This window comes from Enterobacter huaxiensis (genome assembly GCF_003594935.2).
Classification (GTDB): domain Bacteria; phylum Pseudomonadota; class Gammaproteobacteria; order Enterobacterales; family Enterobacteriaceae; genus Enterobacter; species Enterobacter huaxiensis.
Genome location: NZ_CP043342.1, coordinates 2,938,772 through 2,952,941, shown reverse-complemented (window position 1 = coordinate 2,952,941; position 14,170 = coordinate 2,938,772). Strand labels below are relative to the sequence as shown.

At 54.8% G+C, this 14,170-nt stretch carries 13 protein-coding genes; 10 read left to right on the top strand and 3 right to left on the bottom strand.

What is annotated here, in order from left to right:
* Positions 1-58: 58 nt before the first annotated feature.
* Complete coding sequence (locus D5067_RS14130) at positions 59-1,273, bottom strand: MFS transporter (RefSeq protein WP_119934679.1); 1,215 nt, start codon at positions 1,271-1,273, stop codon at positions 59-61.
* A 108-nt stretch (positions 1,274-1,381) separates the two neighbouring features.
* Between D5067_RS14130 and D5067_RS14125 the strand changes: the two genes are divergently transcribed.
* Complete coding sequence (locus D5067_RS14125) at positions 1,382-2,314, top strand: LysR family transcriptional regulator (RefSeq protein ID WP_119934678.1); 933 nt, start codon at positions 1,382-1,384, stop codon at positions 2,312-2,314.
* A gap of 47 nt (positions 2,315-2,361) precedes the next feature.
* On the opposite strand, the gene rne is transcribed toward D5067_RS14125, so the two are convergent.
* Complete coding sequence (gene rne / locus D5067_RS14120) at positions 2,362-5,520, bottom strand: ribonuclease E (protein WP_119934677.1); 3,159 nt, start codon at positions 5,518-5,520, stop codon at positions 2,362-2,364.
* Positions 5,521-6,090: 570 nt separating this feature from the next.
* Here rne and rluC point away from each other — a divergent pair.
* Positions 6,091-7,038 (top strand): 23S rRNA pseudouridine(955/2504/2580) synthase RluC, encoded by a 948-nt coding sequence (gene rluC, locus D5067_RS14115; protein ID WP_119934676.1) that lies wholly within the window; start codon positions 6,091-6,093, stop codon positions 7,036-7,038.
* A 107-nt stretch (positions 7,039-7,145) separates the two neighbouring features.
* Here the strand turns inward: rluC and D5067_RS14110 are convergent, their stop codons facing one another.
* Positions 7,146-7,730, bottom strand: coding sequence for a Maf family protein (locus tag D5067_RS14110; RefSeq protein ID WP_119934675.1), 585 nt, complete (start codon positions 7,728-7,730; stop codon positions 7,146-7,148).
* A 140-nt stretch (positions 7,731-7,870) separates the two neighbouring features.
* Between D5067_RS14110 and yceD the strand changes: the two genes are divergently transcribed.
* The 8 genes from yceD to fabF all read left to right on the top strand — a co-directional run bounded on the left by yceD (position 7,871) and on the right by fabF (position 14,072).
* Positions 7,871-8,392 (top strand): 23S rRNA accumulation protein YceD, encoded by a 522-nt coding sequence (gene yceD / locus D5067_RS14105; RefSeq protein WP_119934674.1) that lies wholly within the window; start codon positions 7,871-7,873, stop codon positions 8,390-8,392.
* Positions 8,393-8,408: 16 nt separating this feature from the next.
* Complete coding sequence (rpmF, locus tag D5067_RS14100; protein WP_003857964.1) at positions 8,409-8,582, top strand: 50S ribosomal protein L32; 174 nt, start codon at positions 8,409-8,411, stop codon at positions 8,580-8,582.
* A gap of 79 nt (positions 8,583-8,661) precedes the next feature.
* Positions 8,662-9,696 carry a phosphate acyltransferase PlsX gene (gene plsX, locus D5067_RS14095; RefSeq protein ID WP_210433781.1) on the top strand — a complete coding sequence of 345 codons (1,035 nt, stop codon included), beginning with the start codon at positions 8,662-8,664 and terminating at the stop codon, positions 9,694-9,696.
* A gap of 6 nt (positions 9,697-9,702) precedes the next feature.
* Positions 9,703-10,656: a beta-ketoacyl-ACP synthase III gene (locus tag D5067_RS14090; RefSeq protein ID WP_119934672.1), complete on the top strand. Its 954-nt coding sequence runs from the start codon at positions 9,703-9,705 to the stop codon at positions 10,654-10,656.
* A 15-nt stretch (positions 10,657-10,671) separates the two neighbouring features.
* Positions 10,672-11,601 carry an ACP S-malonyltransferase gene (gene fabD / locus D5067_RS14085; RefSeq protein ID WP_119934671.1) on the top strand — a complete coding sequence of 310 codons (930 nt, stop codon included), beginning with the start codon at positions 10,672-10,674 and terminating at the stop codon, positions 11,599-11,601.
* Between the two features lie 12 nt (positions 11,602-11,613).
* On the top strand, positions 11,614-12,348 hold the full coding sequence (gene fabG, locus D5067_RS14080) for a 3-oxoacyl-ACP reductase FabG (protein WP_119934670.1): 735 nt from the start codon (positions 11,614-11,616) through the stop codon (positions 12,346-12,348).
* Between the two features lie 154 nt (positions 12,349-12,502).
* The gene (gene acpP, locus D5067_RS14075; RefSeq protein ID WP_003857954.1) at positions 12,503-12,739 is read left to right on the top strand and encodes an acyl carrier protein; all 237 of its coding nucleotides are present in this window, start codon (positions 12,503-12,505) and stop codon (positions 12,737-12,739) included.
* A 91-nt stretch (positions 12,740-12,830) separates the two neighbouring features.
* On the top strand, positions 12,831-14,072 hold the full coding sequence (gene fabF / locus D5067_RS14070) for a beta-ketoacyl-ACP synthase II (RefSeq protein ID WP_119934669.1): 1,242 nt from the start codon (positions 12,831-12,833) through the stop codon (positions 14,070-14,072).
* Positions 14,073-14,170 lie beyond the last annotated feature (98 nt).

Here is a 14,170-nt window from a genome sequence, read left to right as displayed (position 1 = left end):
ACACGTTCTGAAACTGGGCGTGTTTTGCCTGCCCAATCCTTCTGGATTGGGCATTTTTTTATGCCGTTTTTACAGAAGTTGAGCTAACGCGGGCGCTTTCAACCAGACGGATGACCAGCGCAATGGCTCCACATGCCGTCGCCAGCGCCACCACGCCTGGCCAGCCAGCCAGAGTATAAATTTTGCTTCCTAACGCCGAGCCCAGTGCCATACCGATGAATACCACCGTAAAGAGCAGGGCGTTCAGACGACCGCGGGCCTGCGGTTCAAGGCTGTAAACCAGGTTCTGGTGGGCCACCAGGCTGGACTGCAGGCCGAGGTCAAAACCGATGGCGGAAACAGCAATCAGGATAAGCTGCCCATGGACGCCCAGAGCCGGCATCAGGAACATCAGCGCAAACGAGACGGTCACGAGGATCGCACCTATCTGAGTGACTTTCCCGGCGCCCAGTTTATCCGCCAGGCCCCCAGCCTGCGGAGCGGCCAGCGCGCCTGCGGCTCCTGCGATACCAAAACCACCCGCCACGGCACTGCCGAGGTGATAACGTTCCAGCAGCATGACCGCAAGCGTAGACCAGAAGGCACTGAAGGCTACTGACAGGAAGCCCTGGGCCAGCGCTGCGCGACGCAGGGCCGGGTAACGACGCCACAGGTGTTCCATTGAACGCATCAGTGCCGGATAGCTCAGCGTGGAGTGGATAGCAAAGCGGGGGAGCACCACCCACATCACCGCACCGACAAAGGCGATGCTCGCGGCGGCCAGCTGATACATAACGCGCCAGCCATAGGCTTCACCCACGACGCCACTCACGGTTCTCGACAGCAAAATCCCCAGCAGCAGGCCGGTCATGACCGTGCCCACGGTTTTTCCCTGTTTCCCTTCGGGGGCGAGAATAGCGGCAGCGGGAACGATATCCTGCGCCATGGTGGCGGCCATGCCGATCAGCAGGCTGGTCAGCAGCAGGGAATGAAGTTGACCGGTGAGGCTACAGCCCAGCAGAAACAGCGCCAGGGCCGCACTTTTTATCAGAATCAGCGTTCGGCGGTCATGACGATCGCCAAGCGGCAGCAGGAAGAGGATACCGAGCGCATAGCCTGCCTGGGTCAGGGTGGGAACTAACCCCATACCTTCAATGCTGAGGTGGAGGTCCGCGCCCATCAGCGGAAGCAATGGTTGCGCATAGTAAATGGAGGCTACGCTGAAGCCAGCGCCCAGAGCCAGCATCAAAATCACCCAGCGGCTAACGGCCTGGGGAGCAGTAGTTGTGTTCATTAGAGATTCCTCATTCGTTGTGTAGCGCTATTTTTTCTCAGTACAGCTTGCGGCGGTAGAAGGCCTGGTGGTAAAACGCTTATACGTTGAGCGTATGACCATTAAAAAATGAAGCGAAATGAACGTATAGACAGAGTGGAACTTATGCGAACCTTTGTTCGCATCGTGGAAGCGGGGTCGCTCTCTGCGGCGGCAAGGCAGCTTTCAACCACGCAGGCCACGGTCAGCCGCCGGTTGCAGTCACTTGAGACGTTGCTGGGCGTACGTTTGTTATTACGTACAACCCATACGACCCGCCTGACCGACGACGGCGAACGTTGCTACCAGCATGCCCGTCGGGTGATTGACAGCTGGCTGGCGCTGGAAGATGAGGTGGGGCAAACGGAAGACGAACCGGTAGGGGTGCTTCGCGTACGCGCCCCGCACGCGTTTGGCCAGGACCAGCTGCTGCAGCCGCTAACGGCATTTTTGCAGCGTTACCCGCAGCTTTCCGTCGAGTGGATGCTGAATGATAAGTCGGTCGACTTTCTCGGTGACAACCTTGACTGCGCTATCAGAGTGGGGGCGGAGGTCGATCCGGCAACCGTCTCCGTGCTGCTGGCTGAAGTGCCGCGCTCGGTGGTGGCATCACCCGAGCTGCTGGAACGGTTTCCTGCCATAAAGACGCCGGATGATTTACAGGCGCTTCCCTGGATTGCCATCAGCACTTTTTATCAACGCCACGTGGAGCTGTTTACGGGCGGCTCGACGAGCCCGGCACGTATCGCCATTACGCCGCGCCTGAGCACCGACAGTTTGTACGTAGCGCGTAATACCGCGCTCACCGGACTCGGCGTGGCAGTGGTATCAAGCTGGACGGTTAAGGAGGATATTCAGGCGGGGCGCTTAGTGCATATTCTGCCAGAGTGGCAGCCGGCGGCCTTGCCCGTTCATCTGGTTTATCCGTGGTCGCGCTATTATCCGGCGCGTTTGCGGCGCTTTCTGGAGATGATGCGTCAGGTCATGCCGGAGATTGCCGGCATGAGGAAACCTGAAAAGTAGCCATAAAAAAAGCCGACCCGGAGGTCGGCTTTTTACGTTAATGCCTGTTATTCAGCAGACTGCGGACGGGTTGCTGGCGCAGTAGCCTGGTGCGATGCACTGTGACCACCGGCAGAACCTTTGCCGTCAAAGTTGAATTCAGGACGAACCCAGTCGCTGTTGCGCGGTGCTTCTGGCACATACTCAGGCGCTGGGGCACGCGTCATTGGCGCAGTCGCAACGTGTGCAGACGCAGGTGCAGACACAACCGGCTCTGGTTTCACGTCAGGCGCTTTCACCTCAGCGGCTTCACGTACGGGCTCAACGTCAAGCTCGACTTCCTGAACGACTTCTTCAGTCACGGTTTCGACAACCACATCAGCAGCGTCTTCTTTCACGACTGCAGGCGTAGCGTCTTCCACAACCTCTTCGGCCACCGCGGTGTCTTCCTCGGCAATAAGCTGCGGTGCGGCATCCACCGGTGCAGCAATCACTTCAGGGTGCGACGTTACCACTTCTACGGCATGCGGTGCTTCTGCCTCAACAATCTGAGGTTCAACAACCTGAGGTTCAACAGCCTGAGGTTCAGCCGACGCTGTGGCTTCAGTTACCACCTCTTCAACTGCTACGACAGGTGCAATAACCTCTTCGGTCACTGGCTGTTCTTCAACAACCTGCTCTGGGCGAGCAACCGGATAGCGGATCCAGATTTTGCCGGATGCCATTTCTGGCGATGCGCAGGCAATCGCTAACGGCATTGGAGACTGCGTTGGGTAACGCTCGTCGCGGTAACGACGACGACGCTGGCCGCTGACGCGCAGGTGACGTGGGGAACGACGTGAACGACGCGGCATGCCGGCGTTATCACGGCCTTCACCGTTTTCTTCCTGCTCAACGTTGCTTTCAACGACGGCCGGCAGGTCAACTTTTGCCAGCTGTGTACCGGTTGCGCTTTCGGCGACGTCAGCCGTAACGACTGCAGTCTCTTCCGTCGACTCGGTAGCATAGCGGACTTTCTGGTTCAGCTGACGCTGCTTACGACGCGGCATGACCTGAGTATGTTCTTCCTGCTCAGCGTCTTGCTGCTCAACAGGCTCTTCACGGTTCAGGGCTTTAACATCCTGCTGCGCCTGACGCTTCTCATCGTTTCGACGACGGTTACGTTCGCGGCGCGGCTGCTGCTCGTCACGCTGTTTGTTTTTCTCAGGCTCATCGCCCGCCTGCTGGCGAACTTCACGATCTTCAACGTTCTGCTGTTGTTTATCGCGACGGTTACGGCGGTTGTCTTCGCGCTGCTCACGGCCTTCGCTGTTGTCAGAACGGTTGTCCCGGCGCTCATTACGATCGCCACGATCGTTGCGGTCGCTACGGTCATTACGATCGCGGCGGTTGTTCTGGCGTTTACGACGATCCTGCTGACGCTCCGGCTTGGCTTCTTTCGGTGCTTCTTTCGGCTGCTCCGGCTGAACCTCTTCACCCGCAAACATTTTCTTCAGCGCGCCGAAGAAACGGCTCAGAAGGCCCGGCTGCTCTGGCTGAGCTTTCGTAGCTTCTGGGGCAGCAGGTTTTTGCGCAGCTGGCTTCGCGACAGTTTTTTCTTGGGCGATTTCCGGCGGTGCTTCCGGCATGATGAAGGTCGCTAATGCTGGCTGCTCAGGCAGTTTACGCTCGGCAGGCTCTTCATCGGACGGCAGTGCCATCTCTTCTTCATGCAGCTTCGGCAGCAGGTAGCTAAGCGTAGAGGTCTCTTCACCTTTGCGCACGCGCAGCACATGGTAATGCGGGGTTTGCATCTGATCGTTTGGAACGATGATGCAGCGAACGCCGCCCTGGCGCGCTTCAATCGCACTTACCGCTTCACGTTTTTCGTTCAGCAGGTAAGAGGCCACCGGCACCGGAACAATGGCGTGAACCTCTTTGGTGTTCTCTTTCAGCGCTTCTTCTTCAATCAGACGCAGAATAGACAGAGACAGTGATTCGTTATCACGGACGGTACCGGTGCCGGAGCAGCGCGGACAGACGTGATGGCTGGACTCGCCGAGAGACGGGCTAAGACGCTGACGTGACATCTCCAGCAGGCCAAAGCGAGAAATATGGCTGATCTGGATACGTGCACGGTCCTGGCGCACCGCTTCGCGCAGACGGTTTTCAACCGCACGCTGGTGGCGAACTGGCGTCATGTCGATGAAGTCGATAACGATCAGACCACCCAGGTCGCGCAGGCGGAGCTGGCGGGCGATTTCATCAGCGGCTTCGAGGTTAGTGTTGAAGGCCGTCTCTTCGATATCGCCACCACGCGTTGCACGCGCGGAGTTGATGTCGATAGCGGTCAGCGCTTCGGTTGTATCGATAACGATAGAACCGCCGGACGGCAGACGCACTTCGCGCTGGAAGGCGGATTCAATCTGGGATTCAATCTGGTAGTGGCTGAACAGCGGGATTTCACCGGTGTACAGTTTAATTTTGCTGGTGAAATCCGGACGACCCAGCGCAGCGATGTGCTGGCGGGCCAGCTCAAGCACTTTCGGGTTATCAATCAGAATTTCGCCGATGTCCTGACGCAGATAGTCGCGGAAGGCACGTACGATAACGTTACTTTCCTGGTGGATCAGGAACGGAGCAGGGCGGCTTTCTGCGGCTTTCTGGATGGCTTCCCAGTGCTTCAGACGGAAGCTTAAGTCCCACTGCAGCGCTTCGGCAGATTTGCCCACGCCTGCGGTACGAACGATAAGCCCCATGCCGTCCGGCAGCTCAAGGCTTGCCAGCGCTTCTTTCAGCTCGGTACGGTCATCACCTTCGATACGGCGAGAGATCCCCCCCGCACGCGGGTTGTTAGGCATCAGAACCAGATAGCTCCCCGCCAGGCTAATAAAGGTAGTGAGGGCGGCACCTTTGTTGCCACGCTCTTCTTTATCAATCTGAACAATAACTTCCTGACCTTCACGCAGAACATCTTTGATGTTCGGACGGCCATGAGCGTTGTAGTTTGCAGGGAAATATTCGCGGGCAATTTCTTTAAGAGGAAGGAAACCATGACGCTCAGCACCGTAATCGACAAATGCAGCCTCAAGGCTTGGTTCAATGCGGGTGATTTTACCTTTGTAAATGTTCGCTTTTTTCTGTTCGTGTCCAGGACTTTCGATATCCAGATCGTACAGGCGCTGCCCATCCACAAGGGCGACACGCAACTCTTCTTGCTGAGTTGCGTTGATTAACATTCTTTTCATCGTAACTTACTCGTTATTCTTACATTGACGACAAAGCTGCGGGCAAGGTGACGCTTTCCGGGGTATGAACCGATGGCCTCGTGTCTATTCACGTCGCCAACCTCACGGTTGTCGCTCGGTTAAGAGGCGCAGAGTGTCGGTTGCCTGTATTTCATACGGAAACACAGCGCAATTATCAGGGGAATTGCCTGGGAAAACTCTCCAGAAAACAATCCTTATACCGGGAAGTACTGCAACCCGCAGCCCGCTAACTGCCTGAAAGATCAATACGTCTTACGCCATTGCTGCGTGGATGATCGGTCAGACAAAATTGGTCATTCCGTCGACATCCTTACAAAACCCGGATTTAACGCGGAATACAACCTCATTATTCCACTGCTGGCCGGGTTATAGCAAGATGACTTTTACCAATTATCACCCGGTTACTCACAGTTTCTTCACTTCAACGTGGCAATTGGTTTAATAACCACCAAATCGATTGCGCGAAAGCGGAGTCATCCGGATAAAAGTAAATATAAGCATAGAAAAATGAGTGGCGCTAATGCCTGACGATATTTAGAATCGCCAACCATGAAAACAGAGACTCCAGCCGTAAAAATGGTTGCTATCGCGGATGACTACGCGGGGCAACGTATCGATAACTTTTTGCGCACCCAGCTGAAAGGTGTACCAAAAAGTATGATTTATCGCATCCTGCGCAAGGGCGAGGTGCGGGTGAATAAAAAACGCGTGAAGCCTGAGTACAAGCTCGAAGCCGGTGATGAAGTGCGTATCCCGCCGGTGCGTGTTGCCGAACGCGAGGAAGAAGTGGTTTCACCTAAGCTGCAAAAGGTGGCTGCGCTGAATGATGTCATCCTTTATGAGGACGACCATATTCTCGTGCTGAACAAACCGTCAGGCACGGCGGTACATGGCGGCAGCGGCCTGAGCTTTGGGGTAATTGAAGGGCTGCGCGCGTTGCGCCCGGAAGCACGCTTCCTGGAGCTGGTGCATCGCCTTGACCGCGACACGTCCGGCGTGCTGCTGGTGGCGAAAAAGCGTTCTGCTCTGCGTTCTTTGCACGAGCAGCTGCGCGAAAAAGGGATGCAGAAAGATTATCTGGCCCTGGTTCGCGGTCAGTGGCAGTCCCACGTAAAAGTGGTGCAGGCCCCCTTGCTGAAAAATATTTTGCAAAGTGGCGAGCGCATCGTGCGGGTGAACCAGGAAGGGAAACCGTCCGAGACGCGCTTTAAAGTAGAAGAGCGCTATGAATTCGCCACGCTGGTGCGCTGTAGCCCTGTGACCGGGCGTACTCACCAGATCCGCGTGCATACCCAGTATGCCGGGCACCCAATTGCGTTTGATGACCGCTACGGCGATCGCGAGTTTGATAAGCAGCTGGCGGGAACGGGGCTGTCGCGTCTCTTCCTGCATGCGGCCGCGCTGAAGTTTACCCATCCAAATACGGGCGAAATCATCCGCATTGAAGCGCCGCTGGATGAACAGCTGAAACGCTGTCTTAAGGTTCTGCGCGGCTAAGGTAAATGTAAAACGGCAATGCATATTGCCGTTTTTTATGTTTGCCCCCTTTCCTTGTGGGAGAGGGCCGGGGAGAGGGCCGGGGTGAGGGCATCAGGCCGCAGGGATCACATCGTCAGCGGATTACACTCTTCTCGCCTTAACATCTGACACAAGGCAATCAGCGGTAACCCTACCAGCGTGTTGGGATCGCGACCGTCCAGCTTGTCGAACAGCGCAATCCCCAATCCTTCACTTTTAAAACTTCCTGCACAGTTGAGCGGACGTTCGCGGCGGACATAATCCACAATCTCTTGCTCGCTGAGATGGCGGAAGTGGACGTCGAATGGCTCGCATTCCGTTTGCAGATGGCCTGAGGCGGAGTTATAGAGCGCCAGGCCCGTATAAAAGGTGACGATGGTGCCACGCGCGCGCAGAAGCTGCTGGCAGGCGTTCTCTTCCGTATGCGGCTTGCCGGCGATCTCTCCGTCCAGTACGCAAACCTGATCGGAGCCTATAATCAAATGTGCGGGATAACGTGCGGCTAGCGATTGCGCTTTCTGCTGTGCGAGCCGTGTCACCAGATGACGCGGCGATTCGCCCTGCTGTGGCGTTTCGTCAACCTCTGGCGCTGCGCATTCAAACGGGATCCCGAGCTTTTCCAGCAGCATTCGGCGGTAGGGTGAGGTGGAGGCGAGAACGAGATTTGGCATATTTTTATCACCAGATATAGCGTATCGATGCCAGCCATTTTAAACTACAGGCCGCAATGTGTGCGAATAATTGGCAAAAGGCAGCTCTGGTTGCCTTTTTCTTTGACTCTATGACGTTACAAAGTTAATATGCGCGCCCTATGCAAAAGGTAAAATTACCCCTGACTCTTGATCCGGTACGTACGGCTCAAAAACGCCTCGATTATGAAGGAATCTATTCTTCCGATCAGGCTGAGCGTATTGCCGCATCTGTAGTCAGTGTGGACAGTGATGTAGAATGCTCCATGTCGTTCGCTATCGACAACCAGCGCCTCGCCGTTTTAACCGGTGATGCAAAGGTGACGGTAACGCTCGCGTGTCAGCGTTGCGGGAAACCGTTTGTGCAGCATGTTCACACAACGTATTGTTTTAGTCCCGTTCGTTCTGACGAACAGGCTGAAGCACTCCCGGAAGCGTATGAGCCGATTGAGGTTAACGAATTCGGTGAAATCGATCTTCTGGCCGTGGTTGAAGATGAAGTGATCCTCTCCCTGCCAGTCGTTCCGGTGCATGATTCTGAACACTGTGAAGTGTCCGAGGCGGACATGGTCTTTGGGGAACTGCCTGATGAAGCGCAAAAACCAAACCCATTTGCCGTATTAGCCAGCTTAAAGCGTAAGTAATTGAGGAGTAAGGTCCATGGCCGTACAACAGAATAAACCAACCCGTTCCAAACGTGGCATGCGTCGTTCCCATGACGCGCTGACTGCAGTTACCAGCCTGTCTGTAGACAAGACTTCTGGTGAGAAACACCTGCGTCACCACATCACTGCTGACGGTTTTTACCGCGGCCGCAAGGTAATCACTAAGTAATCACGCGCAAGCGTGATGAAGCTTAGTGAGGCTTTCCCCAGGCAACTGGGGAAACACCAAACCAGGCAGTGACGACACCTTGACACGTCTAACCCTGGCGTTAGATGTCATGGGGGGAGATTTTGGCCCATCCGTGACAGTGCCTGCAGCATTGCAGGCACTGAATTCTAATTCGCAACTCACACTTCTTTTAGTCGGCAATCCCGACACAATCACGCCATTACTTGCAAAAGCTGACTTCGAACAACGTTCACGTCTGCAGATTATTCCTGCGCAGTCAGTTATTGCCAGTGATGCCCGGCCATCGCAGGCTATACGCAATAGCCGTGGTAGCTCTATGCGAATGGCGCTGGAGTTGGTAAAAGAAGGACGCGCGCAGGCCTGCGTCAGTGCGGGAAATACCGGTGCGCTGATGGGGCTGTCGAAATTATTGCTCAAGCCTATTGAGGGCATTGAGCGTCCGGCGCTGGTGACGGTATTACCGCATCAGCAAAAGGGCAAAACGGTGGTGCTGGATCTCGGCGCCAACGTGGATTGTGATAGTACAATGCTGGCTCAGTTTGCCGTGATGGGTTCGGTGCTGGCAGAAGATGTAGTGGGGATCCCTAATCCCCGCGTTGCGTTACTGAATATTGGTGAAGAAGAGACGAAAGGCCTGGACAGTATCCGCGACGCTGCGGAAATACTCAAACAGGTGCCTTCCATCAACTATATTGGTTATCTCGAAGCCAACGAGTTGCTGACGGGCAAAACGGACGTTCTGGTCTGTGATGGCTTCACCGGTAACGTTACGCTGAAGACCATGGAAGGGGTGGTGAGAATGTTCCTTTCTCTGCTGAAATCGCAGGGGGAGGGTAAAAAAAGGTCCTGGTGGCTCATTTTATTAAAGCGTTGGTTACAAAAAAGCCTGACGCGGCGATTCAGTCACCTCAACCCCGACCAGTATAATGGCGCCTGTCTGTTAGGATTGCGCGGCATCGTGATTAAGAGTCATGGTGCCGCCAATCAGCGAGCCTTTTCCGTCGCGATTGAACAGGCAGTGCAGGCGGTGCAGCGACAAGTCCCTCAGCGGATTGCCGCTCGCCTGGAATCTGTATTAGCTAAAAGTGACTGAGCGTACATGTATACGAAGATTTTAGGTACCGGCAGCTACCTGCCAAAACAAGTGCGTACCAACGCCGATCTTGAAAAAATGGTAGATACGTCTGACGAGTGGATTGTCACGCGCACAGGTATCCGTGAACGTCGTATCGCCGCCCCAGACGAAACCGTATCCACCATGGGTTACGAAGCTGCTCAGCGTGCGCTTGAGATGGCTGGCATCGATAAAGAAGAAATTGGTTTGATCGTGGTTGCCACGACCTCTGCCACGCATGCCTTCCCAAGCGCAGCGTGCCAGGTGCAGAACATGCTCGGTATTAAAGGCTGCCCTGCGTTTGACGTCGCCGCAGCGTGCGCAGGCTTCACCTATGCGCTGAGTATTGCCGATCAGTATGTTAAATCTGGCTCCGTCAAATATGCGCTGGTGATCGGTGCTGACGTGCTGGCGCGTACCTGCGATCCAACCGATCGCGGCACGATCATTATTTTTGGCGATGGTGCGGGCGCGGTGCTGCTGGGGCAGTCCGAAGAGCCGGGCATCATCTCGACGCATCTGCATGCCGATGGCCGTTACGGCGAGCTGTTAACGCTGCCTAACGCCGACCGAGTTAATCCGGACAGCTCTATCTACCTGACAATGGCAGGTAATGAGGTGTTCAAGGTGGCGGTAACGGAACTCGCGCATATTGTCGATGAGACGCTGGAAGCGAATAATCTCGAACGCTCCGCGCTCGACTGGCTGGTGCCGCATCAGGCAAACCTGCGCATTATCAGCGCGACGGCCAAAAAGCTGGGCATGTCGATGGATAACGTTGTGGTGACGCTGGATCGCCATGGCAACACCTCTGCGGCATCGGTACCGTGCGCATTTGATGAAGCGGTACGCGATGGACGAATCAAACGGGGCCAGCTGGTCTTGCTTGAAGCCTTCGGTGGCGGTTTCACCTGGGGTTCCGCGCTGGTTCGTTTCTAGGATAAGGATGAAAAGATGACGCAATTTGCTTTTGTGTTCCCGGGACAGGGCTCTCAAACCGTTGGGATGTTGTCTGAAATGGCAGCAAACTATCCGATAATTGAAGAGACTTTCCGTGAAGCTTCTGATGCGCTGGGTTATGATCTGTGGGCGCTGACGCAGCAGGGTCCTGCTGAAGAGCTGAACAAAACCTGGCAGACTCAGCCCGCGCTGCTGACCGCGTCCGTTGCGCTGTGGCGTGTATGGCAGCAGCAGGGCGGTAAAGCACCTGCGCTGCTCGCGGGTCACAGCCTCGGCGAATACTCTGCACTGGTCTGTGCAGGCGTGATTGCCTTTGCTGACGCCGTTCGTTTAGTGGAACTGCGCGGTAAATTCATGCAGGAAGCGGTGCCTGAAGGTACGGGTGGCATGTCTGCCATTATCGGTCTGGATGATGCCTCCATTGCGAAAGCGTGTGAAGAATCTGCTGAAGGGCAGGTGGTTTCACCGGTAAACTTCAACTCGCCGGGCCAGGTTGTTATCGCCGGTCATAAAGAAGCGGTTGAACGTGCGGGTGCCGCCTGTAAAGCTGCGGGCGCGAAACGCGCGCTGCCGCTGCCTGTGAGCGTGCCGTCTCACTGTGCGCTGATGAAGCCTGCAGCCGACAAACTGGCCGTTGAGCTGGAAAAAATTACCTTTAACGCACCGACGATTTCCGTTGTGAACAACGTCGATGTGAAATGCGAAACCGCGCCGGAGGCTATCCGTAACGCACTGGTTTGCCAGCTTTACAGCCCGGTACAGTGGACCAAAACCGTTGAGTTTATGGCGTCACAGGGCGTTGAGCATCTGTATGAAGTCGGTCCTGGTAAGGTCCTCACCGGTCTGACAAAACGTATTGTTGACACCCTGACTGCCTCGGCGATTAACGAGCCGGAAGCCCTGTCAGCGGCACTCTCGCAATAAAAGAGGAATACCATGAGTTTTGAAGGAAAAATCGCACTGGTCACCGGCGCAAGCCGTGGTATTGGCCGTGCAATTGCTGAAACACTGGTTGCGCGCGGCGCGAAAGTGATTGGTACAGCAACCAGCGAGAATGGCGCTAAAGCCATCAGCGACTATCTGGGTGCGAACGGTAAAGGTCTGGTACTGAATGTGACCGAGCCTGCATCTATCGAATCTGTTCTGGAAAATATTCGCGCAGAGTTTGGCGAAGTGGATATTCTGGTAAATAATGCCGGGATCACTCGCGACAACCTGTTGATGCGAATGAAAGATGATGAGTGGAACGATATTATCGAAACCAACCTGTCATCTGTATTCCGTCTGTCAAAAGCGGTAATGCGCGCTATGATGAAAAAGCGTCATGGTCGTATTATCACTGTTGGTTCTGTGGTTGGTACCATGGGAAATGCTGGTCAGGCTAACTACGCTGCGGCGAAAGCAGGTCTGATTGGCTTCAGTAAGTCGCTGGCACGTGAAGTTGCGTCCCGCGGTATTACTGTAAACGTTGTTGCTCCGGGCTTTATTGAAACGGACATGACGCGTGCGCTGACCGATGATCAGCGTGCGGGTACACTGGCAGCAGTTCCTGCGGGGCGTCTTGGCGACCCTAAAGAAATCGCCAGTGCGGTTGCATTTTTAGCCTCTGACGAAGCGAGTTACATCACTGGTGAGACTCTCCACGTCAACGGCGGGATGTATATGGTTTAACCACGATCGAAAATATTTGCGTTATTAGGGCGAATGGCCTCAAAATAACGTAAAATCGTGGTAAGACCTGCCGGGATTTAGTTGCAAATTTTTCAACATTTTATACACTACGAAAACCATCGCGAAAGCGAGTTTTGATAGGAAATTTAAGAGTATGAGCACTATCGAAGAACGCGTTAAGAAAATTATCGGCGAGCAGCTGGGCGTTAAGCAGGAAGAAGTTGTGAACTCCGCTTCCTTCGTTGAAGACCTGGGCGCAGATTCTCTTGACACCGTTGAGCTGGTAATGGCTCTGGAAGAAGAGTTTGATACTGAGATTCCGGACGAAGAAGCTGAGAAAATCACCACCGTTCAGGCTGCCATTGATTACATCAACGGTCACCAGGCGTAAGTGAACATCTCCAGGCGGTCATTCGACCGCCTGAGTTTTATCTTTTTTAGTCCCACGAATCTCTTTTTTTATCCCTCCCTGGAGGACAAACGTGTCTAAGCGTCGTGTAGTTGTGACCGGACTTGGCATGTTGTCTCCTGTCGGCAATACCGTAGAGTCCACCTGGAAAGCTCTCCTTGCCGGTCAGAGCGGCATCAGCCTAATCGACCATTTCGATACTAGCGCCTATGCAACGAAATTTGCTGGCTTAGTAAAGGATTTTAACTGTGAAGAGATCATCTCGCGCAAAGAACAGCGCAAGATGGATGCCTTCATTCAATATGGAATTGTCGCTGGCGTACAGGCCATGCAGGATTCTGGCCTTGTCATTACGGAAGAGAACGCTACCCGTATCGGCGCCGCTATCGGCTCCGGGATTGGCGGTCTTGGCCTGATCGAGGAAAACCATACATCTTTGGTGAATGGCGGCCCGCGTAAAATCAGCCCGTTCTTCGTTCCGTCCACGATTGTTAACATGGTGGCGGGTCACCTGACCATCATGTTTGGCCTGCGTGGTCCAAGCATTTCTATCGCTACCGCATGTACGTCTGGCGTACATAACATCGGCCAGGCCGCGCGTATCATTGCGTACGGCGATGCAGATGCTATGGTTGCGGGCGGTGCTGAAAAAGCCAGTACCCCACTGGGTGTTGGTGGCTTTGGTGCAGCGCGTGCGCTCTCAACCCGTAACGATAATCCTCAGGCGGCAAGCCGTCCGTGGGATAAAGACCGTGATGGTTTCGTGCTGGGAGACGGTGCAGGCATGATCGTACTGGAAGAGTACGAACATGCGAAAAAACGTGGCGCTAAAATTTATGCTGAAATCGTTGGTTTCGGTATGAGCAGCGATGCTTACCACATGACGTCACCGCCAGAAAACGGCGCAGGTGCTGCGCTGGCAATGGAAAACGCGATTCGTGATGCGGGTATTACCCCAGCACAGATTGGTTACGTCAACGCCCACGGTACGTCTACACCAGCAGGCGATAAAGCAGAAACTCAGGCGGTTAAGTCTATCTTCGGTGACTCTGCCCGCCGCGTGATGGTGAGTTCCACGAAATCCATGACCGGCCACCTGTTGGGTGCTGCGGGTGCAGTAGAGTCAATCTACTCTATCCTTGCGCTGCGCGATCAGGCTGTTCCCCCAACCATCAACCTGGATAACCCGGATGAAGGTTGCGATCTGGACTTCGTTCCTCACGAAGCGCGCCAGGTGAGCGGTATGGAGTACACCCTGTGTAACTCCTTCGGCTTCGGCGGCACTAACGGTTCGCTGATCTTCAAAAAGGTCTGAGTCTGTTCGTCCGCTCGCTAATAAAAAAGGTCCGCTTGTCGGGCCTTTTTTATTAAGCCTGGTCTTCTTGTCTGCCGCGAAACATCCTGCCAGACTGA